The following is a 25,550-nucleotide window of genomic DNA, read 5'->3' as shown; positions in this document are numbered from 1 at the left end:
GGGGCACTTCATGCAAAATCAAATCGGCGCACCCAAGCAGAAGCTCAGCTTCAGCGACCCTAAAGTGCGTGCGTGGCTCTTCCAGATCATCACGATAGTGGCGGTGGTCTCGCTGGGCTGGTACCTCTTCAACAATACCCAGACCAACCTTCAGCACCGGGGCATTACCTCGGGTTTCGACTTTCTTGAACGCAGTGCCGGCTTCGGCATCGCGCAGCATTTGATCGACTACACCGAATCGGACAGCTATGCCCGAGTCTTCGTGATCGGTTTGCTCAACACTTTGCTGGTCACTTTTATCGGCGTGATCCTGGCGACCTTGCTGGGGTTCATCATCGGTGTAGCGCGGCTGTCACCGAACTGGATGATCAACAAGCTGGCGACCGTGTATGTGGAAGTGTTCCGCAACATTCCGCCGCTGCTGCAAATCCTGTTCTGGTACTTCGCGGTGTTCCTGACCATGCCGGGGCCGCGTAACAGCCATAACTTCGGCGACACCTTCTTTGTCAGCAGCCGTGGCCTGAACATGCCGGCAGCGATTGCCGCTGACGGGTTCTGGCCGTTTGTGGTCAGCATCGTCGTCGCCATCGTGGCAATCGTGCTGATGGCGCGTTGGGCCAACAAGCGTTTTGAAGCCACCGGCGTACCGTTCCACAAGTTCTGGGCGGGCCTGGCGCTGTTCATCGTGATCCCGGCGTTGTGCGCCTTGATCTTCGGTGCACCACTGCACTGGGAAATGCCCAAGTTGCAAGGCTTCAACTTTGTCGGCGGCTGGGTACTCATCCCCGAACTGCTGGCGCTGACCCTGGCGCTGACCGTCTACACCGCGGCTTTTATCGCCGAGATCGTGCGGTCGGGCATCAAGTCCGTCAGCCACGGCCAGACCGAAGCCGCGCGCTCCCTTGGCCTGCGCCCCGGGCCGACGCTGCGCAAGGTCATCATCCCGCAAGCATTGCGAGTGATCATTCCGCCGCTGACCAGCCAATACCTGAACCTGGCGAAAAACTCGTCCCTGGCCGCCGGTATCGGTTACCCGGAAATGGTCTCGCTGTTTGCCGGTACGGTGCTCAACCAGACCGGCCAGGCCATCGAAGTCATTGCCATCACCATGAGCGTGTACCTGGCGATCAGCATCAGCATTTCCCTGCTGATGAACTGGTACAACAAGCGCATTGCGCTGATCGAGCGGTGAGGAAACCAGCATGACTACGCATACATTCAAACCTGATATGCCGCCACCGAACAAAGTATTCGGGCCGATGGCATGGATGCGCGCCAACCTGTTTTCCAGCTGGCTCAACACCCTGCTGACGCTGTTGGCGTTTTACCTGATCTACCTGGTGGTGCCGCCGATCCTGCATTGGGCGATCCTGGATGCCAACTGGGTCGGCACCACGCGGGCCGATTGCACCAAGGAGGGCGCCTGCTGGGTGTTCATCCAACAGCGCTTCGGGCAGTTCATGTACGGCTACTACCCTGGCGACCTGCGCTGGCGTGTGGACCTGACCGTGTGGCTGGCCATCGTTGGCGTGGCACCGCTGTTCATCTCGCGTTTCCAACGCAAGGCGATCTACGGCCTGAGCTTCCTGGTGCTGTACCCGATCATCGCCTTCTTCCTGCTGCACGGCGGCATCTTCGGCCTGACCAACGTGGCGACCAGCCAATGGGGCGGGCTGATGCTGACCCTGGTGATTGCCACCGTCGGCATCGCCGGCGCCTTGCCGCTGGGCATCATGCTGGCGTTGGGGCGGCGCTCGAACATGCCGGCGATTCGGGTGGTCTGCGTGACCTTCATCGAATTCTGGCGCGGCGTGCCGTTGATCACCGTGCTGTTCATGTCCTCGGTGATGCTGCCGTTGTTCCTGCCCGAAGGCATGGGCATCGACAAGCTGCTGCGAGCGTTGATCGGCGTGATCCTGTTCCAGTCGGCCTACGTGGCCGAGGTGGTGCGCGGTGGCTTGCAGGCGATTCCCAAAGGTCAGTATGAAGCGGCCGCAGCGATGGGCCTGGGTTACTGGCGCAGCATGGGCCTGGTGATTCTGCCGCAAGCCCTGAAGCTGGTGATTCCTGGCATCGTCAACACGTTCATCGCGCTGTTCAAGGACACGAGCCTGGTGATCATCATCGGCCTGTTCGACCTGCTCAACAGCGTCAAGCAAGCCGCCGCCGACCCCAAATGGTTGGGCATGGCCACCGAAGGCTACGTGTTTGCGGCCCTGGTGTTCTGGATTTTCTGTTTTGGTATGTCGCGCTATTCCATTCATTTGGAACACAAGCTCGACACAGGCCACAAGCGTTAGGAGTTGTTGTTATGAGCGAAGCGATCAAACAGCCTGTGAGCCCTGAAGGCATTATCCAGATGCAGGGCGTCAACAAGTGGTACGGCCAGTTCCACGTGTTGAAAGACATCAACCTCAACGTCAAGCAGGGCGAGCGTATCGTGCTGTGCGGCCCGTCTGGTTCGGGCAAGTCCACCACCATCCGATGCCTCAATCGCCTGGAAGAGCACCAGCAGGGCCGCATCGTGGTCGATGGCGTGGAGCTGACCAACGACCTCAAGCAGATCGAAGCGATCCGCCGCGAAGTCGGCATGGTGTTCCAGCATTTCAACCTGTTCCCGCACCTGACCATCCTGCAAAACTGCACGCTGGCGCCAATGTGGGTGCGCAAGATGCCCAAGCGCAAGGCCGAGGAAATCGCCATGCACTACCTGGAGCGCGTGCGCATCCCGGAGCAGGCGCACAAGTTTCCGGGACAACTGTCCGGCGGCCAGCAGCAGCGCGTGGCGATCGCCCGTGCGTTGTGCATGAAGCCCAAGATCATGCTGTTCGACGAGCCGACTTCGGCACTCGACCCGGAAATGGTCAAGGAAGTACTCGACACCATGATCGGCCTGGCCGAAGACGGCATGACCATGCTGTGCGTGACCCACGAAATGGGCTTTGCGCGCACCGTGGCCAACCGCGTGATCTTCATGGACAAGGGGGAGATCGTGGAACAGGCGGCGCCGAATGACTTCTTCGACAACCCGCAGAATGATCGGACCAAGTTGTTCCTGAGCCAGATCTTGCATTGATCGATGCTTGAAACGATAAACCCGGCCTGGCGCCGGGTTTATTTTTGGGGCTAGGACACTTTGAGCGTTTCAGCGTTATCGTGTTTGATGTAGGTGAACGCGCCGCGCATGTCTGCACCCTCGGCCAGGGTTTTTGCGTCAGCCAGCAAATGCGGGTGACGATCCAGCAAGCGCATCAGTAATACCAGGGGTTTGGGGGCAAGCAGTTCGCCGCGTTCGTAGCGTGAGAACGCGTTGTGGCCGCCTCCCGACAGCAGTTCGACGGCCTCTTTTTGCGTAAGATGCAGCTTGCGTCGGATGCGTTTTATCTCGGCGCCGATGATTTGTCGGAAGGCAAGGATCAATTCTTCCTTGGCTTTGCCGTAGCGGTCTGCACTGTCGTTTTCTGGGTCCCAGAATCCGTCACCACACACCTCACACTCCCAGCCTGAAAGATTGTCGATCCGACGCTCCATATCTTTGACTCTGATTGTTTCGCTGCGGCCCTGGTAATAACTCAATGCATCGGGGGCCCCGCAGATGCAGCACAGCTCTTTCTTTTTCATGGGTTTTCTCCTTGAAGGAGATCACCGGAGGTCTACCGTCTGTGCGGTAAGTGACCTTGATGTAAATCTCCCTACCTTTCGAGTGGGTGTGGTACACGTCCTGCCATACTCGATGGTCTCCATAAGTGGTCATCGACTTGTACAACATCCAGTTTCGCAACTCATAAATAACGTCCTGCATTTCCTCGATGCCAAATCCAAGACGCTCGCCACATTCCTCTGCTGTCCGGGTGAATGCTTTCCTTCCCAACCGCCTCACATCCGCCTTTATCACCGCCAAATCGTAATGAGGTGTGTACTTTTCCATAAGACACCTGAGTTCATAATTACCCTCAGAGGGTAATTTTACCAATCGAAAATACTGCTCCTTTACCTGCCTAAGAACCGTAGTGCGTTGCCTTTGTAGGCAAGTCCGAATAGGCTGTAGGAAAATTCATCCTATGATTGGACGAAAGTGCGAAACCCATGACAGACATCGCCCCGCTGATCAAACGCTCCCTGGTCGACCAGGCCCTGGAGCAGTTGCGCCTGCGCATCACCGAAGGCCGGTGGGCCATCGGTGAGCGCCTGCCCACCGAGCCCGAGCTGTCCGCCGAGCTGGGCATCAGCCGCAATACCGTGCGCGAGGCCATGCGCGTATTGGCGTTCTCCGGCTTGATTGAAATCCGCCAGGGTGACGGCAGTTACCTGCGTTCGATGACCGACCCGCTGGGCGCGATGCGGGCGTTGTCCCACTGCACCCTGGAGCAGGCGCAGGAGACCCGGCAGATTCTTGAAGTGGAAGCCATCGGGTTGGCGGCAATGCGCCGTACCGAGCAAGACCTCATCACCTTGCGCGAGGCCCTCGATACCAGCGCCGCGCTGTATCACGGCGACCTTGAGGCCTATATCAGCGCTGACCTGGTGTTCCACAAACACCTCGTGGACGCCGCGCACAACCCGGCACTCAGCGAGCTGTACCAGTATTTTTCGCGCATCGTTGCCGCCCAGTTGCGCCAGACCCTGAACATTTCACCGCGTCGCCAAGCGGTGTTCGACCTGCATACCGCCTTGCTCGACGCCGTGGCACAGCAAAACCCGGAACGCGCCAAATCCCTCTGCCGGCAGTTGATCAATGAGCCTTGAAGCCCAACGTAAAACCGAATTCGAAGAACTGTTGATCGACGCCGAAGCCGACGACGAGGTGGTGCAGCACACGCCACCGCCGGTGAGCCGCCCATGGCTGTTGCTGCTGGGCCTGGTCCTGGTGGCACTGAACCTGCGCCCGGCACTGTCGAGCATGGCGCCGTTGCTGGCCGACGTCTCCGCCAGCCTGGGGCTGTCGGCAGCCAGGGCCGGTTTGCTGACCACGTTGCCGGTGTTGTGCCTGGGCCTGTTCGCGCCGACCGCTCCGCTGCTGGCGCGCCGTTTCGGTGCCGAACGGGTGGTGCTGGGCATCCTCCTGACCCTGGCCGCAGGCATCATCCTGCGCAGTTCATTCGGCGAAGCCGGGTTGTTCGCCGGCAGCCTGATTGCCGGGGCGAGCATCGGCATCATCGGCGTGCTGCTGCCGGGGATCGTCAAGCGTGATTTCCCGCGGCAGGCGGGCACCATGACCGGTGTCTACACCATGGCCCTGTGCCTGGGAGCGGCACTGGCAGCCGGCGCGTCGGTGCCCCTGAGCCACGCCTTCGGTGACAGCTGGAGCATCGGCCTGGGGTTCTGGGTCTTGCCGGCATTGGTGGCGGCGCTGTTCTGGCTGCCACAAGTGGGGCAAAAGCACGGTGCCCACCAGGTGGCCTATCGCGTGAAGGGCTTGCTGCGTGATCGGCTGGCCTGGCAGGTGACGTTGTACATGGGCCTGCAATCGTCCTTGGCCTATATCGTGTTCGGCTGGTTGCCGTCGATCCTCATCGGCCGTGGCCTGAGCGCCACGCAAGCCGGGTTGGCGCTCTCGGGTTCGATCATCGTGCAGTTGCTCAGTTCGTTGGCAGCCCCGTGGTTGGCGACCCGGGGCAAGGATCAACGGCTGGCCATCGTGGTGGTGATGCTGCTGACCCTCGGCGGTCTGTTTGGTTGCCTGTACGCGCCGCTCGACGGCCTGTGGGGCTGGGCGATCCTGCTGGGCCTGGGGCAGGGTGGTACCTTCAGCCTGGCACTGACCTTGATCGTGTTGCGTTCGCGCGACTCCCATGTCGCAGCCAACCTGTCGAGCATGGCGCAGGGCTTTGGCTACACGCTGGCATCCATGGGGCCGCTGGCGGTCGGTGTGGTGCATGACTGGACCGGCGGCTGGGCGGCTGTGGGCTGGATTTTCGCGGTGCTGGGCCTGGGTGCCATCGTGGCCGGGCTGGGTGCGGGGCGCGCGCTGTACGTGGGCGTGCGCAGCGAGAAGGTCTAAGGGCTACAGGTACCTCACTTCGATCGTCACCGAGCCGTCGATAGGTTGTTCCTCGGTCAATGTCAGTGCATTGGCCGGGGCGATGGCGGTGTCGATTTGCATATCGCTGGTCAGGTCCTTGACCGCCAGCGGCACAGGGGCGCCCGTGACGTCATTGCTGAAGGCTATGAGGCTGTCCGGGTACCACAAATAGAAGCTGCCCGGGAACGCCTGCCACGAACTTCCGCCGTCCTCTGACCTGATCGGCGTCAGGTCCCCTCCGTCTGCGGACGCGCCCAGAAAGCGCAGTGTGATATTCCCCAGTTTTTCGCCGCCATTGATCAGACCCAGGCCCCAGTGTAGGTCGAGCCAGCCGGATCCGGGGCGGTTATCCACGCCCTTGAGCGCAAACACCGTGGCGGCCTCGCAGTTGATCTGCAGTTGCATAACGGCGACAGGCAGTTGGGTGGGGATCTCTTTATTGAGGTCGCGTGCCGACAACTTGCCGTGATCCACCACACCGCCACCGCTCAAGGTGGGCGTGCAGGCGCTGGGCGTGATCAGGCCTTTCACGGTCAGGTCGACGCTGCTGGCAGCCAAGGTGGTGGCGCCATAGCCCGTCAACAGGGTGGCAGTGAGGGCGGTGATAAGTGTTTTCATTTTCAGGGTGTTCCCAGGGCAGTCATCGGGTAAAGGTGTTGCGGTCAGAGGTACACCACTTCCAGGGTGGCGGAACCGTCCATCGGCGTCTCGGTGCTCAAGTCCAGGTTCTGCTTGGCGTTGATCACCGCCTCCAGTTTCAGCGTGCTGGTCAGCGTCTGGATCGCCGAGGGGCCGGCGGTGCTGCCTTCGATATTGGTAAAGCCCAAGAGGCTTCGGGAACCGATATCGATCGGGTTGCGATTGGAGGTTCGCCACGCCACCCCGCCGGTGGTGGACTCGGTGCCGTAGATCACCGGCAAGTCATCGACCACGGTTTGCTTGGGGTCGAAACTCACCGAGTACACACCGATCTTGTTGCCGCTGCTGTCCAGGCCCAGCCCGTAGTAGATCTCGCTGTTGACATGGGCGGTGCCGTCGCGGTTGTCGCGCATGCGCAGGGCATAACGGCCCGCCGAATTGCAGTTGACGGTCAGGGTCAGGTACTTGAGCGGCAGGCGTGTGCCGGTTGCCTGGTTGAGGTCCTGTTGGGAGATCTTGCCGAAGTCGACCAGCCCGCCGGCGGACAGCACGGGTGTGCAGGCCATGGGGGTGATCAGGCCGGTCACCGTCAAGTCGACGGTGGAGGCAGCCTGGGCCAACGAGCCGACACCGAGCAGGGACACGGCGGCCAGGGGGATCAGGTGAGTCTTCATCGCGTAGCTCCTTTTTCAGTGGGTCAGAGGTAGATGATTTCGAGGGTGCCCGAGCCGTCGAGTCGCACTTCATTGCTCAGGTCCAGGGTGTCGAGGGGGGCGATGACCGCTTCGACGTTGGCTGTGGCGCTCAGGTGTTGAATCGCGCTCGGGCCGTTGCTGCTGCCGGCGCTGGCAGTGAAGCCCAGCAAACGTGTGGCACCCACGTCGATGGGGTTGGCGCTGCTGTTGCTCCAGGAAGTGCCGGCGGTGGTGGAGTCGGTGCGATACACCTGGGGCAGGTTGTCTGCGGTGGTATGCGCGGGGTTGAAGCTCAACCGATAACGGCCGATGTTCTGCTGTCGCGCGTCCCGGCCCAGGCCGTAGGTGCTGTCATCGTCGGGGCCGCTGGCGGTGCCCTGGCGGTTGTCGTGCATGCGCAGGGCAAAAAAGCTCGGTGCGTCGCAGGCCACGTTGAGCACCAGGCTTCGCGGCGCCAGTGTTGTCTCCTGGCGCGGGTTCAGGTCATTGACCGACAGTTTGCCCAGCGCCACGGTGCCGCCATTGGACAGGCTGGGGGTGCAGGCGGCCGGTGCAAAGCGCGTCGTCCAGCGCAATTCGCGGGCCTGGCCGGTGTGGACCGCATCGAACAGGCCGGCGCTGTCCCAGGTCACGGCGTCGCGTACCCGCAGGGCCTCTTCGCTGGCCCACGCCCGGCCCTCCAGGCGCAATGACAGGCTGCGACCGCTGGCCGCCACGCCGTTGCGTAACGGTACGACCCCGTGTTCCGGGCGCCAGGTGAGGGTGCTGGCGCTGCTCACCGGCGGTTGGCCGGCGGCGGTAACCAGTCCCAATTCAACTGCCTGGCCATCCAGCACCGCCTCGGTCACCCGCAGGCCATAGCTGCCCCGTTCGGTGAAGCGAAAACGCTCCGCGCTGGCGCCCATGGCGCGGTAGAACACACTCACGTCGGTGGGCTGCTGGCAGTTCAGCGTGAGGTTGAACCGGCGCTCACCCAGCAGCCGTTCAGGCGTGGGCAACTGCGCTGCGGCGCGGTTCATCAGGCCGAAATCCAGCTTTGATTCGCTCAGGCTGAGCTGGCAGTCTTCCGCCCCCCAGGCGCTGGCACTCAACAACAGGATCAGGGGCAACAAGTGGGGTTTCAGGCCCATGGCAAGGTCCTCATGATGCGCGGCACTGGGCCGGGGCAGTTTCGAAATACAGGTCGGGGTCGGCTTTTTTCGGTAGCTCGAAGTCCAGTCGGCAACGCGCTTGACCAGCCGCTTTGATCCACAACGCACCTTGCTCAAGCACGTTGGGCAAAAACACCTGGCTGCCTTCCTGCACCAAGGTCACGAACTCGCCGCTGTCGGTACTCACCACCGCGCCCCGGGGCAATGGCGCACCGTGGTCGTTGGTCACGCTGAGCAATGCGCGACGGGTGACCACCACGCCAAACTGCACGCTGTCGACGGCACCGCGCCCGGCCGACAGCACCGCCAGGCCGTTGTTGATATCGGCGTTGCGTGGCAGTGAACGGGTCTGCACTTCCACCGCACTGCGACCGTAGGCGGTCAGTTGCGGCACCACGGCCTGGCCTTGCCAGTCGGTCCATACCGGCCCGCTGGGGGTGGTCACCTTGATCCCGGCCATTTCACCCACGGACATCACCGCAAAGGTGTCGCGCACCGGGTACGGCGAGAACGTCACGCCGTCGCCATGTACCACCACGCCGCCACGCGCACCGCCCTGGTAGCTGGCGTTGTCGGCAGTGGAGCGGGTGTAATTGAAGTCCAGCTGGCTGTAGTACGGCAGGGCTGACACACCGAGGGACGATTCCACTTCCTGGTCGCGACTGTCACGTTCAACGCCAACCCGGTAACTCAATTGATCGTTGAGTTGCTCGCTCACGCCCAGGCCCAGGCGATGCTCGCCGCCGGTGTTGCGGGCCCAGGCGCGGGCGCGGCGGGTCTCGCCCAGGGGCAGGCTGATATTCAGGTACAGGCTGTTGTCACTCTGCTGGCGACCGCCCATTTGCCATTCGGCGCTGGCCGACACCGATACCCGGCCGAAACTGCTGCCCCACGACGCCAGCGCCCGGCTGCTGCTGTTGCCGTCATAGGACGATGAGCGGGAAACCCCGGCACTGAAGGCGCCAAACTGCGGGTGCGACCACGACGCCGTGGCGCTCTGTTGGTCACGGTAGCGCGTGCGTTGTTGTTCACGGGTGGGGTGACGGTAGGTGGAATCTTCAAGGTCGCGATAACCCAGGGAGCGCCAGGACGCTGCGGTGCTGATCGACCAGCTTTCGCTCAAGCGCTGGGACCAGGAGAGGTCGGTCTGTATGCCATGTTCGCGCTGCACGCGAGTGGCTTGAGCGGCTTGCAGCGTGCCTTGCAACTGGCTGTCCTGCCACGGCAGCCAGCCCAGGTTCAGGCCTGCCGAGCGGTAGTCCTCGGCCATCAGTGCACCTGCCCCCACACTGACTTGCGGGTGCAGCGCACCGCTCCAGCCGGCGCTCACCACCCAGGGTTCGGCGCCGTCGTCGTTGCCGATCTTGCGCACGCGACCCGCTGCCACCGAGTACCCCGGCGCGGGCAGCCCCAGGCCGAGCATCGCTGCCGGTACAGTAAAGCGGCGTTCTTCGCCGCTGGTTTCCTTGACCGTGACTTCCACATCCGAGCGACTGTTCAAGCGCCGCACATCGGTCAGGGAGAACGGCCCGGCCGGCACCACCGTGGAATGAATCAACTTGCCGTTCTGGCGCACTTCGACCTGGGCCGGGCTATTGGCGATGCCGTTGATGGTCGCGCCCTGGTTCTGGTCCTGCAGGGCGGTTTCGGTGAGGACCTGCGCGCCGGTGATCTGGGTGCCCGCCAGCACCGGGTTGTACAGGCTGATCTGGCCGGCCTGCAGCACCGCCTGTTGGGCGGCGAAGGTGCGTTGGGCGTAGGCATCCAGGTGGGTGGTGCGTGAATAGTTGTCCTGCCAGGTGCGCACCTGGCGGCTGCGCACAATCCAGTCGCCGGCGTTGAAACCGACCTCGGTGTTGGCCGAGCCGAAGCGGCTGTTGTCGTCGTCGTATTCGTTGTACAGCCCGGTCAGGTCATAGTTGAGCAGGCCGGCAAAGCCCCCGGTCTGGTAGCCGGAAATGTCCTGGGTGACGGGGCGCAGTGCATCCGTCGGCACCACCAGTGACAGGGTCAGGGCGGCGGGGTCCTGCTCGATCACGGTCTGCGGATAGGCTTGGATAAACCCGTAGCACGCGCCGTATTGCGCACTGTCGATGGCTTGCTCGGGCACGTTGAGGTTGCCTGCGTCCAGCAGCCCGCGGGTGAAACACAAAGCGCCTTGCTGGTCGAAGACCGCGTCCACGCGTTCGCGGCGCTGGCCGTTGACGGTCAGGTTGACCGCGTGGCGTCCGGGGGCGAAGCGTGGGGCCTCCAGCAGCAGGTGGGCCAGTTGGGGGTCGATGCCCCGTTGGGACAGGGTCTGGGGGTCGAAAGTGCCCCGGGTTGCGGTCTCGTCGGCCAGGCTTTCGCCGCCGGGCAGCGTGCTGCCCAGGGCCAGTGCCAGGAGCCAGCGCGAGCGGCGCGATGAAAAACCGGGCACGGCGTTGCCGTCGCGGTCAGTGGTTACTGTGCTCACAAGGTCGTACTCAATGTGGTGACCTTCAATGGGAGGTCACTTCGTTATCAGGGCGCAGGCCTGTGTGTGCCGGCGCCTGGGGTCAGCGGGTCAGAGGCGCGTCGTAGGGCGCCACGGCAAAGCCGTATACGGTGGCCGGTTGCAGTTGCACGGTGGTTGCGCCCGGTGCGCTGGCGGTAACCTGCAAGGTTTCCCCCGGCAGCACATAAGTGCGTGGCAGCAGCGCCGAGCCGTTGCCGGGCAGCAAACGCAGCTCCTGGGCCAGGCGGACCACATAAGGCGTAGGGTTGTGCACGCTCAACTGCTGTTGGTCGAGGCGCCAGGTCAGGCCGGTCCAGGGCGAACGATTGGGCGCCAGGCCCTTGGGGTGCAGGATCACCGGCAGGTTCTGGCGCACCGTCACACCCACCCGTGCATGCCCGGCCTGGGCTTGCGAGCGTCCTTGCGGCATGCCTTCGAAAATCACTCGTTTCAGGCGTTGGGTTTTCAGCGGCTCGGGCGATTGCAGGATGAACCGGATCAGTTGGCTCTTGGACGGCTCGACCCGGGCCAACGGCGGCGTGACGAACAGCAGGGTGGCCTTGTCTTCGGGGATGTCTTCCAGGGTGACGTGCAGCAGGGCGAGCCGCGAGTCAGTGTTGGTCACTGACACCGACGCTTCGCCGTCGGCTTCGTTGACGATGACCACCGACGTGTCGGGCACCATACCGTCGGCCAGCACCCATGTGGGGCCGCCGAATGTCAGGGCCAGCGCACCGAGGTAGAGACTGGCGTAGCGGATGGCCGTGAAGGCTCGGGTTGAAAAGGGCAGAGGGGACATGGCTACAAATACCTCAGGTCAAGCACGATGGAACCGTCCAGGGGGACTTCCTGCTTGAGGGTCAAATAGGCGGCCGCATTGATCGACGTGTTGACTTGCAAGGTGGCCGTGATCTGGCGGTGCGGTTCCGGCACCAACGTGCCGGGGTGGGCGAACCCCATGTAATTGTTCGGGTAGGCATTGGTTTCCGGGAACCAGGTCTGTCCCTGATTGCTGGAGGCCAGCACTAGCACGCGCTCGCCGTCGCCCATCACGTCGCGAAAGGCAATGGACACGGTGCCGAGTCGCTCGGTGGGGACGTGGACGTTGTGGCCCAGGCCGTAGTAAAAGCCCGGGCCCAGGGATGAGTCGGCGCGGTTGTCCAAACCCACCAATACAAACAGCACCGAGTCGTTGCAGCTCACGTCCAAGTCCAGGGCTTGGGTGGGCAAGACACTGAACTCGAATTGGTTGAGCGTGTGTGCCGGCACCCTGCCGTGGTCGACGATGCCGTTGGCCGATAACGTCGGTGTGCACGCGCTGGGCGTGATCAGCCCGGTCACATTCAGTTCGGTGCTGGATGCCGCCAGTGCAGCGCAGCCGCCACTCAGCAGGCAAAACAGGGCAAGAAGGCGTGAAGAGGTGTGCTTCATGGGGGAGGTTCACCGGTTGCCTGGTTCATCGTTTCAACAGGGCAGCGGCAGGTGCGATGACCTGCCGCTGTGCGTTTCAAAGTGGGCTTACAGGTAGCGCACCGTGACGGTCACCGAGCCGTCGATGGCCACCTCGTTGGTCAGCGTCAACTGGCTGGATGGGGCGATTTTCGGGCTGACGGTCAGGTCCGAGGTCAGCACCTGCACCGGGATGGGCGCGTCGACGGCGGTGTCGGCCACCGAGATCAGGTTGTCGGGCGTCAAGTTGCGTGCAACGACCCAGGTGACACCGCCGTCGACAGAGGTGATCGGCCGGCCCGCCACGCCATCGGCGACCGGCGTGTTCAGGCTGAGGGTCATGGCGCCGAGCTTTTGCGTGCCGTTGATCAGGCCCAGGCCGAACTCAGTGATGTCGCCGCCGTAATTAGAACCGGGTCGGTTGTCGTCGGCGTCCAGGGCCATGAGGGTGGCCGCATCGCAGGTGACCGTCAGTTGTACGGTCTGCTCGGTGAGCGGGGTGACCTGGTCGACATTCAAGTCCCTGGCGGAAATCTTGCCGTAGTCCACCGACCCACTGTTGGACAGGGCGGGTGTGCACGCGCTGGGCGTGATCATGCCCTTGACGGTCAGGTCGACGCTGGAGGCGGCGAAGGCGCTGGCGCTGCCGATCAGCAGGGTGGCAGCGAGCAGAGTGTTGAGGGATACATTCATGGTCAGTCTCCAAAGAAAGAAGGCGAAAAAAGGGTTACCAGTACTTGAGCTGCAACGTCGCGTGCCCATCGATGGGCAACTCGTCGAGCAGGGTCAGGCCGCTGGCGGGGGCGATGATGGTGAAGGCGCGCAGGCGCGCACTGAGTTCGGTGATGGCAATGGGGGTATAGGGCGCTCCCGCTGCCGAAAAGGCGGTCAATGCCGCGTGCCCCAGGTAGGACGACGGTCCCCAGCTTGCACCGCCGTCACGGGACATGATGGTCTGCACCGGCGCCGTGTCGGCCACCGGCTCGAACAGCCCGAGTGCGACGCTGCCCAACTTCTGGTCGTCGTTGACCATCCCCAGTCCGTGGAACACCGGGTTGATCGCTGATGTGCCGCTGCGGTTATCCACTGTGGTGAGGGTGAAGTGGGTGGCGCCTTCGCAATGCACTTGCAGCAGCATCTCGCCCGGTTGCAGGCGGGTGGGCAGGTCGATGTCCAGGTCCCGGCCGGTCAGCTTGCCATGATCGACGACACCGTCATTGGACAGGCTTGGGGTGCATGAGCTGGGCGTAATGGTGCCCGTAACGCTCAGGTCGGTATTGCTGGCCGCGAAGGTTGCGGGGGCGCAGGCGGCCAGCAGGAGGGCAAGTGTGGCGCGGGTTCTTCTGTCCATCGGCACGGGTCCTTGTGTGAAGAGAAAAGAGGGGATTACAGGTAGCGCATTTCCAGGGTGGCCGAGCCGTTGAGTAGATACTCCTCGGTCAGGGTCAGGCCGCGGGTGGCGGCGATGTAGCCGTATATGAGCAGGTTGCTGGTCAAGTTGCGGATCGGAACCGGTGCCCAGGCCCCGCCTGAGTCGTCGCCGAAACCGGCGAGTCGACCACGGATCCACAATGCGTTTGGCGAGCTCTGGATCCAGGTGACACCGTTGTCTCGTGAGGACAGGGTGGAGATCGGCAGACCTTCGGCGGTGGAGCTGTTCAGCCCCAGGTGGTAAGCACCGATGGAGCGGTTCTGGTTGATCACCCCCAGGCCGTAGGAGGTATCGCCGCCGCCTTGACCATTCTCCAAGGCATGAAATGCAAACAACGTTGCGGCGTCGCATTCCACGCTCAGTTGCAGGTTGGCGGTCGGCAAGACCGTGGCGCTTTCCACGTAGAGGTCGGCGAAGGCAATCTTGCCGTAGTCGACAACGCCGCCTGAGCTGAGGGTAGGCGTGCAGGCGTTCGGGGTGATCACACCCGTGACGTTCAGGTCGGTACTGCTGGCAGCCAGCGCAGGGGTGGCTGCGGCCATCAGTAAGGTGGTGAGAAGCAGGGAATGTGGGACTTTCATTTGAACAACATATTCCTGAGCAAAGTGTTGGCACGAAGGGCAGTGAGTGGCTCGGGTGAGGCGCTGGCGTCGAGGGTTGGATTGTTTTTGTGGGCGACGACGCGCCTTCTGGTTGTGTTGAGCCGGGACGCATTTAACGCCCGTTCCCGACGGTGGCGGAATGCAACAATTACGATAGTGATGCCGCCGGATGAACCTCTGCAGCGTCGATTGAAACGGCTGACGCGCTTGTAAGAAAAAGTGCTTAGTCGTAGTTGTTGTATCGCCCTATTACATTCATTCGGATATTTTTCGCGCTCTCTTAATCCGCACAGTCTGTTTTTTTGAACAGGTCTGAATGTAGTTGCGCGAAAAGTTCGAGTGAAATCGTCCGGCAGGTCATCAACCTTTCAGGCGTCTCCCTGCGCCAGGTGCACGCCTGGTGAGCTGATCGCTCTGCATGAGGTTGTTATGCCGGGCAATGATCCACGTCGTCATCCGCGCAAGGCCTCGCACTCGACTGCCGCGCCATCCCATTGGCAGCAAGCCAGAGTCCTGGTGGCCGACGACCATGCCACCTACCGGTTGCTGGTGGGGTCGTTGCTCCAGGTGCTGGGTGTCGGCCACGAAACCTGCAGCGACGGGCGCATGGCGTTGCAGGCCTTGGCTGCGCGTCACTTTGATCTGGTCATCAGCGATTGCCGAATGCCGGTCATGGATGGTTATGCCATGACGCGCGAATTACGCCGACGCGAACGGGCTGCGGGCAGACCGTGTGTTCCCGTCATCGCCATGACCGGTCGCCTGGGTCGGGAAGAGATTCGCCGTTGCCTGGAATGCGGGATGGATGGGTGGCTGGTCAAACCGGTCAGCCTGAGGCAGTTGCGCGAGTTACTCACCGAATGGTTGGCGCCAAGGCCGTTGCATGCGGAGCAGCGCAAGCAGTCGTTGCCGCGTCGACGCGAAGCGCTGCCTTCGCGTGCCCGCCTTATCGCGACCTTTGGTTCCTGGACGGTGGTAGAGGCGATGTTGGCGAGCCTGGTGCTCGAGGCCCGGGACGACCTGGCAGTGCTGGAGCAGGCGCGCGTCAGCGGGGATGCCCTGTTGACCTCGCAGCGCTTGCACCGCCTGGCGGGCAGTGTGGCGTTCCTGGGGGCAACGCGATTGGAGCAGCACGCCGCCAGGTTGATTGACCGCGTGCAGGCCAGCGGGGTGGAGGTGAATCGGCAGGCACTCGAGCTGTTTCATCGTGACGTCGAACGTTACCTGCAGCGTTTGCATCAACTCTGAATCCAGGGATTTGTAAGAGTTTTCATGTATGAAGTGTAGGAATAATCTGTATGTAATTTCTTTTTATTGTGTGGGCTAAATGTTGCTCTCCAATAACTAGGGGGAGTAGGAAGAGCCGTCCAGTTATTTCAGGTTGTTGCATAGGGCTGAGCGAGCTATTTTGCATGTATTCAAATTGCCATCATGGGTAACGACGATGATTCGCATAATTATTGCTGACGATCACCCCATCGTCCGTATTGGGCAAAAAGTGGTAATTGAAGCCAGTGGTAAGTGCAAAGTCGTAGGGGAGGCCAATGGTCCGGATGAATTGCTGGCGCTGGTGAACAGTACCGCTTGCGACGCCATCGTGACCGACTTTGCCATGCCGGGCGATCAGCAGGCGGATGGCTACGGACTGCTGGGTTTGTTGCACCGGCAATACCCGAGGTTGCCGGTGATCCTGGTGACCATGTTCGCCAACGTGGTCACGTTGCGCGAGGCATTCGCCCATGGCGCGCGGGCGATCGTGGCCAAGAGCGCGTCTGCACGGGAGCTGCCCCTGGCGCTGCGGGCGGTGGTCGAGGGGCGTACGTTTGTCAGTGAGTGCCTGCGCCTGCAGATGGAGCAGACCCAACTGGCGCATCCGTCCCAGCCACAATTGTCTGGCAAGGAGCGAGAGGTGGTAAGAATGCTCGCCAGCGGCATGACCGTCAGCCAGATCGCCGCGCGGGTCAACCGCAGTATCTCGACCATCAGCAAACAGAAGAGCACGGCCATGCAGCGGCTATGCATTTCCACCGATGTGGATCTTTTCACCTATGCGCGGCAAAGCGGCATGGTGCCTTAGTTGTTGTGCATGGCGTGAAAGTTTCAGATTTATTATGTAGTTAATCAGGATATTCGTATTACTTGTATGGGGCAGTAGTGTGGGGCGAGTTAGTGTGTGTTCATGTACCCGGCAGTGATAAGTCGGCGGCATAACTACCTATGTCCAACACAGGGTCAGGCGGAGGCGAGTGTCTTGTTATTCGACAAGGCAAGCGTTTCCGTTTTGCCTTGAATGCGAGCACTTGAATAAATGAAACAATCACTTTCCCTTGTTACCAGCGCTTTTCTATTGATGGGCGCCTCGAACTTGTTTGCGGCTTCCAGTATTGACCTGAGTGTCGTGGGTGCCTTGACCCCTTCCGCCTGCACCCCGGCTTTGTCCGGCGGCGGCGTGGTGGATCATGGCAAGATTTCCATGAGTGATCTTCCTTTTGACGCCTACCTGCCTGAGGCGACGCTGGCGTTGAGTGTCAACTGCGAAGCATCGACGCTGATGGCGGTTATGGCTACCGACAATCGCCCCGGTACTGCTTGGTACGGCTACGACACTGATAGCGCATTTGGCCTGGGACTTTACAATAGCCGGCGGTGGGGCGGGTATCAGCTCCTCGTGAAAAACGTCCAGGCGGACGGTGCAGCGGCACCGGCGATTGAGTCCGTGGATGGCAAAACCTGGTTTCCCGCGCCCGAAGACCAAACCTGGCAAGTGGGCTGGATGCGTTCGGTGGGGGCGGTCGGTGAAGTTGACGCGCTGCCGGTACCGGTCCAGAACCTGGCAATGGAAGTATTGATCCAGACCCGCGTCAGGAAGCCTACGGGCGCTACCGAGGAAGTCCCTTTGGACGGCAGCGCCACCCTGAGCATCTTCTACCTCTGACCCACCCTCGCTTATCCACCGGGTGAATGAGCATGGTGTTTCCGAGCGCCGCGGATTATCGTGCTGGCCTTATGCCGATAACTGCGGAGCCTGCCCATGAGTGATGCCCACAACGCCTTGATCACCGAGTTCTACAGCGCGTTCCAGCGCCTGGACGCTGAAGCCATGTCGGCCTGCTACACCGACGATGTGGTCTTCAGCGACCCAGCCTTCGGTGAACTGCGCGGCCGGGATGCCGGTGACATGTGGCGCATGCTCACCACCCGCGCCAAGGATTTCTCCCTGACCTTCGACAATGTGCGCAGCGACGACCGTAGCGGTGGCGCTCACTGGGTGGCGACTTACCTGTTCAGCGCCACCGGTAATACGGTGGTCAATGATATCCAGGCGCGCTTTGTGTTTCGCGACGGCAAGATCTGCGAACACCATGACAGCTTCGACCTGTGGCGCTGGTCGCGCCAGGCCTTGGGCACCAAGGGCTTGTTGCTGGGGTGGACGCCGCTGGTGAAAAACGCCGTGCGCGCCCAGGCACGTAAAGGCTTGAAGGCATTCCAGGCCAGTCGTTGATAAGCTTGGCAATTCCTATGCCTTGCCGAATCGATCCGTGAATACGCCTGACCCCAAACCCTGGTTCGTCTACCTGGTGCGCGCCGCCAATGGCGCGCTGTATTGCGGCATCAGCAATGACCCGGTGCGTCGGTTTGCCTCGCACCAGAGCGGCAAGGGCGCACGGTTTTTCCTGTCCAGCCCGGCCGTTGCGCTGGTGTACACCGAGCAATGCGCGAGCAAGGGCGAGGCCCTGCGCCAGGAACGCTTGATCAAGAAGTTGAAGAAGAGCGCCAAGGAGTGCCTGGCGGCAAGCGGCTCATTGATTTGACTGATGGGTTCCCATCATGCCCGCGCCAGGGTTTGCAGGCTAAGCTAGCGATTCACTTCTCTAGCGGAGCCTGGCATGTCCGAATTGATCCTGCACCACTACCCGCAGTCCCCCTTCGCTGAAAAAGCCCGGCTGTTGCTGGGCTACAAGGGCTTGTCCTGGCGCTCGGTGCATATCTCGCCGGTGATGCCCAAGCCGGATCTCACCGCGCTGACCGGCGGCTATCGCAAGACCCCTGTGCTGCAAATCGGTGCCGATATCTACTGCGACACCGCGTTGATCGCCCGGCGCCTGGAGCAGGAAAAAGCCGCGCCGGCACTGTTTCCCCAGGGCCTGGAACTGGTTACCCAAGGCTTCGCCGCCTGGGCCGATTCGGTGGTGTTTTCCCATGCGGTGGCGCTGGTGTTCCAGCCCGAATCCCTGGCGGTCAAGTTCGCCAAGGTGCCGCCGGAAATGCTGCAGGTGCTGGTGGCGGATCGCAGCAAGCTGTTCAGCGGTGGCACGGCGACTCGGGTGCAATTGGATGTAGCCAAGCATCAATGGCCGGCGATTGTCAGCCGCATCGACCAGCAACTGCAGCACCAGGCCGGGGATTTCCTGTTCGGCGAGCCATCGATTGCCGACTTTTCCCTGGCCCATCCCTTGTGGTTCCTCAAAGGCTCTTCAGTGACGTCGCCTTTGGTAGACGCCCATCCCGCCGTCGCCGCCTGGTTGGATCGTGTGCTGGGCTTCGGCCACGGTACATCCACTCAGATGAGCGCCGAGCAAGCCCTGGACGTGTCGCGCAATGCGGCACCGGCTGCGCTGCCCGAAGAACTGTTTGAAGACTTGAACGGTTTCAAGGCAGGCCAGCAGGTGACCATCTCCGCCACTGACTACGGCACCGACCCTGTCGCCGGCGAATTGCTGTTTGCCGGGCGTGAAGAGCTGATCCTGCGCCGCACCGATGAGCGCGCGGGCACCGTGCATGTGCATTTCCCGCGCATCGGTTTTCGCATCCAGGCGCAGTAGGGAAAAATATTTGCAAATAAAAGTGAGGTAAATCCACCGCCCAACCGTGTAGTGCTTGAAACTGCGATCTATTCGCATTAACAGCGTTTTCTACACGGGTTCTCACAGCATGAAGTCAGCGGCGGGCGGTTGGGTAAAACAGTGGCTGGGAGCCTCGGCATTGGCGGTATCGGGGCTGGCGTTGCTGCCCCTGAGCGTGGCGCAGGCGCAGGAGCAGCAAAGTGCCCAGTTCAACTTTGCCCTGGCAGCCAAGCCGCTGCCCCAGGCCCTGAGCGATTTCAGCCGGGTCACCGGGATCAGCGTGATCTACACCGACGAAGCGCCCTACGGCATCAAGGCCCCGGCGGTCAGCGGCCAGATGAGCGCCACCCAGGCCCTGCAACGCCTGCTGGGCAGTTCCGGCCTGACCTTCCGCCAGATCGACGCACGCACCCTGGCCCTTGAGCCGGCGCCTACCGAAGGCGCGGTCAACCTTGGCGCCACCACCATCAGCGGTGCCAACCAGACCCAGGACAGCACCAGCTACCAACCACCGCCCACCAGCTCGGTGATGCGCTCCCATGGCCTGCTGCTGGAAACCCCGCAGACCGTCAACGTGGTGCCGGCCCAGGTGTTGCGCGATCAGACCCCGCGCAACCTGGATGACGCCCTGGGCAATATCAGCGGCATTACCCAGGCCAATACCCTCGCCAGCACCCAGGACGCGGTGATGCTGCGCGGCTTTGGCGACAACCGTAACGGCTCGATCATGCGCGACGGCATGCCCATCGTGCAGGGCCGCGCGCTGAACGCCACGGCGGAGCGGGTCGAAGTACTCAAGGGCCCGGCGTCGTTGCTGTATGGCATCCAGGATCCGGGCGGCGTGGTTAACATCGTCAGTAAAAAGCCTGAACTGGTCCAGTCCACCGCCCTCACCGTACGCGGCTCCACCTTCGGTGACGGCAAGAACGGCAGCGGCGGCAGCCTCGACACCACCGGCCCGATTGGCGACAGCGGCCTGGCCTATCGGCTGATCGTCGATCATGAAGATGAGGATTACTGGCGCAACTTCGGCACCCACCGCGAGAGCCTGATCGCGCCGTCGCTGGCCTGGTATGGCGACAGCACCAAACTGCTGTTCGCCTACGAGCACCGCGAATTCCTCACGCCCTTCGACCGTGGCACCGCCATCGACAAATCCAACCACCCGCTGGACATCCCGGCCACACGTCGTTTGGATGAACCGTTCAACAACATGGAAGGCCGTTCCGACCTGTACCGCTTCGAAGCCGACCACGACCTGAACGACGACTGGAAAGCCCACTTCGGCTACAGCTGGAACCGCGAAACCTATGACGCCAGCCAGGTGCGCGTCAGTGCGGTGGGTAATAATGGCGCCCTGACCCGCAGGATGGACGGCACCAAGGGTGCGATCACCACTGACCGCTTTACCACCGCGAGCCTTGAAGGCAAGGTCAATGTGTTCGGCCTGCAGAACGATCTGGTGTTTGGCCTGGATGATGAGTACCGCAAGATCTACCGGGCTGACCTGATTCGCCAGAACTCCCGTGGCACCTTCAACTACAACAACCCGGTGTATGGCAACGAAGTGGCGGGTACTACCGTCAGCCCCGCCGACAGCGCCCAGACCGACCTGCTGCGCAGCGACTCGCTGTTCTTCCAGGATGCGATTCACCTCAACGACCAGTGGATTTTTGTCGCCGGTGCGCGCTACCAGATGTATGACCAATACGCGGGCAAGGGCGTACCGTTCAAGGCCAACACCAACGGCAACGGCCAGGCCTGGGTACCGCGTGCAGGGCTGGTGTACCGCTACACCGACGAGCTGTCGTTCTACGGCAGCTACACCGAATCGTTCAAACCCAACTCCACCATCGCCGCCTTGGCCGATGGCAGCACGCTGACCGGCGACCTGACGCCCGAGAAATCCAAGTCCTGGGAGCTGGGCGCCAAGCTCGACATCCCCGGGCGTATCACCGCCAGTGCTGCGTTGTTCAACATCGACAAACGCAATGTGCTGGTGTCATCGGAAGTGGCTGGAAGCACCATCTATAGTCTGGCTGGCCAGGTGCGCTCCCGTGGCCTGGAACTGGACGCCACCGGGCAACTGACCGACAAGTGGAGCGTGATCGGCAGCTACGCCTACACCGACGCGGAAGACACCAAGGACAAGGACCCGACCCTGGAAGGCAACCGCCTGCAGAACGTGGCCAAGCACACCGGCTCGCTGTCGGTGGCCTATGACTTCGGCAATGTGTTCGGTGGCGATCAGTTGCGGGTAGGCACCGGCGCGCGGTATGTCGGCGAGCGAGCAGGCGATGCCGCCAACGACTTCACCCTGCCGGGGTATACCGTGGCGGATGCGTTTGCCACGTACGACACCAAGATTGATGGGCAGAAGGTCAAGTTCCAGCTCAACGTGAAGAACATGTTCGACCGCGTCTACTACACCTCGGCGGCCAGCCGGTTGTTTGTGTCCATGGGCGATGCGCGGCAGGTGTCGGTGTCGAGCACCCTGGAGTTCTGATGCGCCTATTGTGTGGCGAGCCTGCTCGCCACAGGGGGAGGGAGCTGTTAGCGTTGCTGCCACTGACAGCTTTAGGAAAACGCTACTGATGTACTTTGGAAAATGGATACCCACCAGCGGGCTGCTGGTGGGCTTGAGCTTTTTGCTGGTTGGCTGCGCGAGTGTTTCCCAGACCTCCACCCCAACCATCATCGACCAATTGATGGCCGACCCGGCCCTCCATGGCGCCACTGTTTCCCTGATGGTGCGTGATGCCCGCAGCGGCAACACCCTCTATCAACACAACCCGCGAACCCGCCTGATTCCCGCATCCAATCTCAAGTTGCTCACCACCGCAGCCGCGATGGATGTGTTGGGGCCGCAGTATCGTTTTTCCACGCAACTGTTGAGCAACGGCACGCAGCAGGGCGAGCGTCTCAGCGGCAACCTGTACCTCAAGGGCCTGGGCGATCCGACCACGCAATTCGCCGACTACCAGGCATTGGCGGCACAGCTTGCAGCCCTGGGCGTGCGTCAGGTCCAGGGTGACCTGGTGTTCGACGATACCTTTTTCGACGCCGAACGCTTGGGCGTGGATTGGGCCCAGGACGACGAAAGCACCTACTACGGCGCGCAGATTTCGGCGTTGACTGTGTCACCCAATGCAGATTTTGATGCGGGCACGCTGCTGGTCACGGCGAAGGCTCCCGCCGTGGTGGGTCAACCGGTCAGCGTGGTGGTGAGCCCGGCAACCGACTATGTGCAAGTGAACAACCGCGCCGTCAGCGGCCCCGGCAACAGCTATGGCATTACCCGCCAGCACGGCACCAACCTGCTGCAACTCAGCGGTGCGCTGGCCCCAGGCAAGCAAAGCCGGCAGTGGGTGAGTGTGTGGGAGCCGACGCAACTGGTGGCCAACCTGTTTGAACAGGCGCTGGCGCAGCAGGGTATCCAGGTGCTGGGCCGTCGTGTGATAGGCAGTGCAAGTCCAGAGACGGCCAAGGTGCTGGCCGAACATCAGTCGGCACCGTTGCAGGAACTGATCACGCCGCTGCTCAAGCTGTCGAACAACAACATGTCCGAAGCCTTGCTCAAGGCCATGGGGCGCAAGACGTCCAACGCAGGCACGGCACAGGCGGGGGTTGCTGCGGTGGCGGACTTCATGCGGCGCCAGGGCCTGGACCCGATGACGCTGAGCCAGGTCGATGGTTCGGGTCTGTCGCGGCGCAACCTGGTGTCTTCCCAGGGGCTCACTGATTTGCTGCTGGCGACGGCCAGACAGCCCTGGTTCGACGCCTGGTACAACGCCTTGCCGATTGCCGGCAACGCCGACCGCATGACCGGTGGCAGCCTGCGCTACCGCCTGCGCGGGACGGCTGCGCAAAACAACCTGCACGCCAAGACCGGCTCCATGGCCGGTGTGTCGTCGTTGAGCGGCTACATCACCGACGCCGAGGGCCGGCGCCTGGTGTTTTCAATGATCAGCAATAACTACCTGAGCACCGCCGCACCGATCCGCGCCCTGGAAAACCGTGTGGCGCTGGCCCTGGTGCAATGGCACGACTAGCTCAGGACTGATAACCCATACGCCAACTCACAGCCCGGCTCGCCGCCAGCAAGCGCTGCGCCGCCGGGCCGTCTTCATCGGCGTGGAACAACGAGGTGGGGCCGACCACGGTCATCACCGCCGCCACCTGCCCGATGGCATTGAACACCGGCGCCGACAGCGCATCGACACCGGGCATCAGCAAACCATGCACAAAATGCAGGCCACGGCTGCGGATCTGTTCACAGGTGGTGGCGTAGGCCTGGTCGTCCGCCAGAGCGTGGGCGATGCCGGCCTGGATCTCACGCTCGCGCAGCTCAACGGTTTCCCGCGACGGCAGGAAGGCGCTGAACACCAGCCCAGTGGATGAACTGAGCAGCGGCAGCACCGAGCCCAGTTGCGTTACCACCGTCACTGCGCGCACTGCTGGTTCGATCTGCACCACGGTCGCGCCCTGGTTGCCCCACACTGCCAAAAAGCAGGTTTCATTCAGTTCATCGCGCAACTCCGCCAGGGGCATGGCACCGACTTTCAGTACGTCCATGCTGCCCAGCGCCGCCAGGCCAACCCGTAACGCTTCGCGGCCCAGGCCATAGTGGTTGGTGGCGGTGTTCTGTTCGGCGAAACCCGAGGCGATCAGCGCCTGCAGATAACGGTGCACCTTGCTGGCTGGCATCTGTACATGTTCGGCCAGGCGTGACAGCGACGTTGCCGGGGACAACTCGGCCAGGGCCTTGAGGATATCGGTGCCCACTTCGGCCGAGCGGACTTTCTGTTTACCGGTGTCGCGGGGCTTTTCCATGGAGGGGCGAGAATCCGAGAGATGAATGGGCGTCTTTATAGCTTGACGGTCGATAGTGATCAAATTACGTTATGCGTAACTGGATTACGATAAAAACAACTTCCGTACAGAGGATGATCCATGAACCTCGAATACCTGTCGGGCTTCGGCAATGAATTCGCCAGCGAAGCCTTGCCCGGCGCCCTGCCCGTCGGCCAGAACTCCCCGCAAAAAGCGCCCTATGGGCTGTACACCGAACTGTTCTCCGGCACCGCGTTCACCATGGCCCGCAGCGAAGCCCGACGTACCTGGCTGTACCGCATCCAGCCGTCGGCCAATCACCCGGCGTTTATCAAGCTGGAGCGGCAGTTGGCCGGTGGGCCGTTGGGGGCGGTGACGCCCAATCGACTGCGCTGGAACCCTTTAGATATCCCGAGCGAGGCGACGGACTTTATCGATGGGCTGGTAAGGATGGTGGCCAATTCGGGTTCGGAAAAACCCTCGGGCATCAGCATTTATAACTACCGCGCCAACCGCTCCATGGAGCGTGTGTTCTTCAACGCCGATGGCGAGTTGTTGATTGTTCCCGAGCAAGGCCGCCTGCGCATCGCCACCGAGCTTGGCGTGTTGGAAGTGGCGCCGCTGGAAATCGTTGTGTTGCCCCGTGGCCTGAAGTTCCGCGTCGAGCTGCTGGATGCGCAAGCGCGCGGTTACGTCGCCGAGAACCATGGTGCACCCTTGCGTTTGCCGGACCTGGGTCCTATCGGCAGCAACGGCTTGGCCAATCCGCGTGATTTCCTGACGCCGATTGCCCACTACGAAGATGTGAAGAAACCTACAACGCTGGTACAGAAATTCCTCGGCGAACTCTGGGCCTGCGAGCTGGACCATTCCCCGCTCAACGTGGTCGCCTGGCACGGCAACAACGTGCCGTACAAATACGACCTGCGCCGCTTCAACACGATTGGTACCGTCAGCTTCGATCACCCGGACCCGTCGATCTTCACCGTATTGACCTCGCCCACCAGTACCCACGGCCTGGCCAACCTCGACTTCGTGATCTTCCCGCCGCGCTGGATGGTGGCCGAGAACACCTTCCGCCCGCCATGGTTCCACCGCAACCTGATGAACGAATACATGGGCCTGATCCAGGGCGCCTACGACGCCAAGGCCGAAGGCTTCCTGCCGGGTGGCGCATCCTTGCACAGCTGCATGAGCGCCCATGGCCCGGACGGCGAGACCTGCACCAAGGCCATCAATGTGGAACTGGCGCCGCACAAGATCGATAACACCATGGCGTTCATGTTCGAGACCAGCCAAGTGCTGCGCCCGACCCAATTCGCCCTGGACTGCCCGCAACTGCAACCTTCCTATGACGCGTGCTGGGCCTCGCTGCCTGCCACCTTCAACCCGAACCGGAGATAACCC

The 25,550-nt window shown here is 62.1% G+C and carries 25 protein-coding genes and 1 pseudogene; 14 read left to right on the top strand and 12 right to left on the bottom strand.

The window, feature by feature from the left end; genetic code table 11:
- Positions 1 to 10: 10 nt before the first annotated feature.
- From NL123_RS25290 to NL123_RS25280, 3 genes are read left to right on the top strand one after another with little or no spacing between them, the layout of a single operon-like run.
- Positions 11 to 1,192, top strand: a complete 1,182-nt coding sequence (locus NL123_RS25290; RefSeq protein WP_058422898.1) for an amino acid ABC transporter permease — start codon at positions 11 to 13, stop codon at positions 1,190 to 1,192.
- A gap of 10 nt (positions 1,193 to 1,202) precedes the next feature.
- On the top strand, positions 1,203 to 2,300 hold the full coding sequence (locus NL123_RS25285) for an amino acid ABC transporter permease (RefSeq protein ID WP_494356592.1): 1,098 nt from the start codon (positions 1,203 to 1,205) through the stop codon (positions 2,298 to 2,300).
- A gap of 11 nt (positions 2,301 to 2,311) precedes the next feature.
- On the top strand, positions 2,312 to 3,076 hold the full coding sequence (locus NL123_RS25280) for an amino acid ABC transporter ATP-binding protein (RefSeq protein WP_003171943.1): 765 nt from the start codon (positions 2,312 to 2,314) through the stop codon (positions 3,074 to 3,076).
- 50 nt (positions 3,077 to 3,126) lie between these two features.
- On the opposite strand, the gene NL123_RS25275 is transcribed toward NL123_RS25280, so the two are convergent.
- Both NL123_RS25275 and NL123_RS25270 read right to left on the bottom strand, forming a co-directional pair.
- A complete protein-coding gene (locus NL123_RS25275) occupies positions 3,127 to 3,621 on the bottom strand; it encodes a type II toxin-antitoxin system MqsA family antitoxin (protein ID WP_494356591.1) in 495 nt (164 codons plus the stop codon).
- Positions 3,622 to 3,625: 4 nt separating this feature from the next.
- Positions 3,626 to 3,928 (bottom strand): annotated as a pseudogene (locus NL123_RS25270) (type II toxin-antitoxin system MqsR family toxin); the annotation flags it as partial.
- Between the two features lie 158 nt (positions 3,929 to 4,086).
- Here NL123_RS25270 and NL123_RS25265 point away from each other — a divergent pair.
- On the top strand, positions 4,087 to 4,746 hold the full coding sequence (locus tag NL123_RS25265) for a FadR/GntR family transcriptional regulator (RefSeq protein ID WP_248486328.1): 660 nt from the start codon (positions 4,087 to 4,089) through the stop codon (positions 4,744 to 4,746).
- Positions 4,736 to 6,001 carry a CynX/NimT family MFS transporter gene (locus tag NL123_RS25260; RefSeq protein ID WP_494356590.1) on the top strand — a complete coding sequence of 422 codons (1,266 nt, stop codon included), beginning with the start codon at positions 4,736 to 4,738 and terminating at the stop codon, positions 5,999 to 6,001. Before NL123_RS25265 ends, NL123_RS25260 begins: the two co-directional genes overlap by 11 nt.
- Before the next feature lie 3 nt (positions 6,002 to 6,004).
- Here NL123_RS25260 and NL123_RS25255 read toward each other — a convergent pair whose 3' ends face one another.
- From NL123_RS25255 to NL123_RS25215, 9 genes are all read right to left on the bottom strand, one after another.
- Positions 6,005 to 6,640 (bottom strand): DUF1120 domain-containing protein, encoded by a 636-nt coding sequence (locus NL123_RS25255; protein WP_494356589.1) that lies wholly within the window; start codon positions 6,638 to 6,640, stop codon positions 6,005 to 6,007.
- A 44-nt stretch (positions 6,641 to 6,684) separates the two neighbouring features.
- A complete protein-coding gene (locus NL123_RS25250; protein WP_248486335.1) occupies positions 6,685 to 7,335 on the bottom strand; it encodes a DUF1120 domain-containing protein in 651 nt (216 codons plus the stop codon).
- Positions 7,336 to 7,358: 23 nt separating this feature from the next.
- Positions 7,359 to 8,486, bottom strand: coding sequence for a DUF1120 domain-containing protein (locus NL123_RS25245; RefSeq protein WP_248486337.1), 1,128 nt, complete (start codon positions 8,484 to 8,486; stop codon positions 7,359 to 7,361).
- 10 nt (positions 8,487 to 8,496) lie between these two features.
- Complete coding sequence (locus NL123_RS25240) at positions 8,497 to 10,962, bottom strand: fimbria/pilus outer membrane usher protein (protein ID WP_494356588.1); 2,466 nt, start codon at positions 10,960 to 10,962, stop codon at positions 8,497 to 8,499.
- 82 nt (positions 10,963 to 11,044) lie between these two features.
- Positions 11,045 to 11,782: a fimbria/pilus chaperone family protein gene (locus NL123_RS25235; RefSeq protein WP_248486341.1), complete on the bottom strand. Its 738-nt coding sequence runs from the start codon at positions 11,780 to 11,782 to the stop codon at positions 11,045 to 11,047.
- Positions 11,783 to 11,784: 2 nt separating this feature from the next.
- Positions 11,785 to 12,414, bottom strand: coding sequence for a DUF1120 domain-containing protein (locus NL123_RS25230; protein ID WP_494356587.1), 630 nt, complete (start codon positions 12,412 to 12,414; stop codon positions 11,785 to 11,787).
- An 87-nt stretch (positions 12,415 to 12,501) separates the two neighbouring features.
- Positions 12,502 to 13,125 carry a DUF1120 domain-containing protein gene (locus tag NL123_RS25225; RefSeq protein ID WP_494356586.1) on the bottom strand — a complete coding sequence of 208 codons (624 nt, stop codon included), beginning with the start codon at positions 13,123 to 13,125 and terminating at the stop codon, positions 12,502 to 12,504.
- Positions 13,126 to 13,159: 34 nt separating this feature from the next.
- Positions 13,160 to 13,783 (bottom strand): DUF1120 domain-containing protein, encoded by a 624-nt coding sequence (locus tag NL123_RS25220; RefSeq protein ID WP_494356585.1) that lies wholly within the window; start codon positions 13,781 to 13,783, stop codon positions 13,160 to 13,162.
- Between the two features lie 35 nt (positions 13,784 to 13,818).
- On the bottom strand, positions 13,819 to 14,445 hold the full coding sequence (locus NL123_RS25215) for a DUF1120 domain-containing protein (protein WP_248486350.1): 627 nt from the start codon (positions 14,443 to 14,445) through the stop codon (positions 13,819 to 13,821).
- 450 nt (positions 14,446 to 14,895) lie between these two features.
- On the opposite strand from NL123_RS25215, the gene NL123_RS25210 reads away from it, so the two are divergent.
- The 8 genes from NL123_RS25210 (at position 14,896) to dacB (ending at position 23,362) form a co-directional block, all read left to right on the top strand.
- On the top strand, positions 14,896 to 15,714 hold the full coding sequence (locus NL123_RS25210; RefSeq protein WP_248486352.1) for an Hpt domain-containing response regulator: 819 nt from the start codon (positions 14,896 to 14,898) through the stop codon (positions 15,712 to 15,714).
- 196 nt (positions 15,715 to 15,910) lie between these two features.
- Positions 15,911 to 16,543 carry a response regulator gene (locus NL123_RS25205; protein WP_248486354.1) on the top strand — a complete coding sequence of 211 codons (633 nt, stop codon included), beginning with the start codon at positions 15,911 to 15,913 and terminating at the stop codon, positions 16,541 to 16,543.
- A 231-nt stretch (positions 16,544 to 16,774) separates the two neighbouring features.
- The gene (locus NL123_RS25200; RefSeq protein ID WP_248486355.1) at positions 16,775 to 17,401 is read left to right on the top strand and encodes a DUF1120 domain-containing protein; all 627 of its coding nucleotides are present in this window, start codon (positions 16,775 to 16,777) and stop codon (positions 17,399 to 17,401) included.
- Between the two features lie 96 nt (positions 17,402 to 17,497).
- Positions 17,498 to 17,968 carry a nuclear transport factor 2 family protein gene (locus NL123_RS25195; protein ID WP_248486357.1) on the top strand — a complete coding sequence of 157 codons (471 nt, stop codon included), beginning with the start codon at positions 17,498 to 17,500 and terminating at the stop codon, positions 17,966 to 17,968.
- A gap of 37 nt (positions 17,969 to 18,005) precedes the next feature.
- Positions 18,006 to 18,278, top strand: a complete 273-nt coding sequence (locus NL123_RS25190; RefSeq protein ID WP_248486359.1) for a GIY-YIG nuclease family protein — start codon at positions 18,006 to 18,008, stop codon at positions 18,276 to 18,278.
- Between the two features lie 75 nt (positions 18,279 to 18,353).
- Positions 18,354 to 19,289, top strand: coding sequence for a glutathione S-transferase family protein (locus NL123_RS25185; protein ID WP_248486361.1), 936 nt, complete (start codon positions 18,354 to 18,356; stop codon positions 19,287 to 19,289).
- A gap of 109 nt (positions 19,290 to 19,398) precedes the next feature.
- Positions 19,399 to 21,816: a TonB-dependent siderophore receptor gene (locus NL123_RS25180; protein WP_494356584.1), complete on the top strand. Its 2,418-nt coding sequence runs from the start codon at positions 19,399 to 19,401 to the stop codon at positions 21,814 to 21,816.
- Positions 21,817 to 21,904: 88 nt separating this feature from the next.
- Entirely contained in the window at positions 21,905 to 23,362 is a 1,458-nt protein-coding gene (gene dacB / locus NL123_RS25175; RefSeq protein WP_494356583.1) for a D-alanyl-D-alanine carboxypeptidase/D-alanyl-D-alanine endopeptidase, read from the top strand.
- A 1-nt stretch (position 23,363) separates the two neighbouring features.
- Here the strand turns inward: dacB and NL123_RS25170 are convergent, their stop codons facing one another.
- Positions 23,364 to 24,143: an IclR family transcriptional regulator gene (locus NL123_RS25170; RefSeq protein ID WP_494356582.1), complete on the bottom strand. Its 780-nt coding sequence runs from the start codon at positions 24,141 to 24,143 to the stop codon at positions 23,364 to 23,366.
- A gap of 120 nt (positions 24,144 to 24,263) precedes the next feature.
- On the opposite strand from NL123_RS25170, the gene hmgA reads away from it, so the two are divergent.
- Positions 24,264 to 25,547: a homogentisate 1,2-dioxygenase gene (gene hmgA / locus NL123_RS25165; protein WP_248486369.1), complete on the top strand. Its 1,284-nt coding sequence runs from the start codon at positions 24,264 to 24,266 to the stop codon at positions 25,545 to 25,547.
- Positions 25,548 to 25,550: the final 3 nt, after the last annotated feature.

This window comes from Pseudomonas sp. FBCC-B1565, assembly GCF_059133265.1.
This window is presented reverse-complemented; position numbering and strand designations above follow the sequence as displayed.

Excerpts from the sequence above, each read along its gene's own strand:
- NL123_RS25290 (WP_058422898.1), top strand. The coding sequence starts at position 11 with ATGCAAAATCAAATCGGCGCACCCAAGCAGAAGCTCAGCTTCAGCGAC.
- NL123_RS25285 (WP_494356592.1), top strand. The coding sequence starts at position 1,203 with ATGACTACGCATACATTCAAACCTGATATGCCGCCACCGAACAAAGTA.
- NL123_RS25280 (WP_003171943.1), top strand. The coding sequence starts at position 2,312 with ATGAGCGAAGCGATCAAACAGCCTGTGAGCCCTGAAGGCATTATCCAG.
- NL123_RS25275 (WP_494356591.1), bottom strand. The coding sequence starts at position 3,621 with ATGAAAAAGAAAGAGCTGTGCTGCATCTGCGGGGCCCCCGATGCATTG.
- NL123_RS25265 (WP_248486328.1), top strand. The coding sequence starts at position 4,087 with ATGACAGACATCGCCCCGCTGATCAAACGCTCCCTGGTCGACCAGGCC.
- NL123_RS25260 (WP_494356590.1), top strand. The coding sequence starts at position 4,736 with ATGAGCCTTGAAGCCCAACGTAAAACCGAATTCGAAGAACTGTTGATC.
- NL123_RS25255 (WP_494356589.1), bottom strand. The coding sequence starts at position 6,640 with ATGAAAACACTTATCACCGCCCTCACTGCCACCCTGTTGACGGGCTAT.
- NL123_RS25250 (WP_248486335.1), bottom strand. The coding sequence starts at position 7,335 with ATGAAGACTCACCTGATCCCCCTGGCCGCCGTGTCCCTGCTCGGTGTC.
- NL123_RS25245 (WP_248486337.1), bottom strand. The coding sequence starts at position 8,486 with ATGGGCCTGAAACCCCACTTGTTGCCCCTGATCCTGTTGTTGAGTGCC.
- NL123_RS25235 (WP_248486341.1), bottom strand. The coding sequence starts at position 11,782 with ATGTCCCCTCTGCCCTTTTCAACCCGAGCCTTCACGGCCATCCGCTAC.
- NL123_RS25230 (WP_494356587.1), bottom strand. The coding sequence starts at position 12,414 with ATGAAGCACACCTCTTCACGCCTTCTTGCCCTGTTTTGCCTGCTGAGT.
- NL123_RS25225 (WP_494356586.1), bottom strand. The coding sequence starts at position 13,125 with ATGAATGTATCCCTCAACACTCTGCTCGCTGCCACCCTGCTGATCGGC.
- NL123_RS25220 (WP_494356585.1), bottom strand. The coding sequence starts at position 13,783 with ATGGACAGAAGAACCCGCGCCACACTTGCCCTCCTGCTGGCCGCCTGC.
- NL123_RS25215 (WP_248486350.1), bottom strand. The coding sequence starts at position 14,445 with ATGAAAGTCCCACATTCCCTGCTTCTCACCACCTTACTGATGGCCGCA.
- NL123_RS25210 (WP_248486352.1), top strand. The coding sequence starts at position 14,896 with ATGCCGGGCAATGATCCACGTCGTCATCCGCGCAAGGCCTCGCACTCG.
- NL123_RS25205 (WP_248486354.1), top strand. The coding sequence starts at position 15,911 with ATGATTCGCATAATTATTGCTGACGATCACCCCATCGTCCGTATTGGG.
- NL123_RS25200 (WP_248486355.1), top strand. The coding sequence starts at position 16,775 with ATGAAACAATCACTTTCCCTTGTTACCAGCGCTTTTCTATTGATGGGC.
- NL123_RS25195 (WP_248486357.1), top strand. The coding sequence starts at position 17,498 with ATGAGTGATGCCCACAACGCCTTGATCACCGAGTTCTACAGCGCGTTC.
- NL123_RS25185 (WP_248486361.1), top strand. The coding sequence starts at position 18,354 with ATGTCCGAATTGATCCTGCACCACTACCCGCAGTCCCCCTTCGCTGAA.
- NL123_RS25180 (WP_494356584.1), top strand. The coding sequence starts at position 19,399 with ATGAAGTCAGCGGCGGGCGGTTGGGTAAAACAGTGGCTGGGAGCCTCG.
- dacB (WP_494356583.1), top strand. The coding sequence starts at position 21,905 with ATGTACTTTGGAAAATGGATACCCACCAGCGGGCTGCTGGTGGGCTTG.
- NL123_RS25170 (WP_494356582.1), bottom strand. The coding sequence starts at position 24,143 with ATGGAAAAGCCCCGCGACACCGGTAAACAGAAAGTCCGCTCGGCCGAA.
- hmgA (WP_248486369.1), top strand. The coding sequence starts at position 24,264 with ATGAACCTCGAATACCTGTCGGGCTTCGGCAATGAATTCGCCAGCGAA.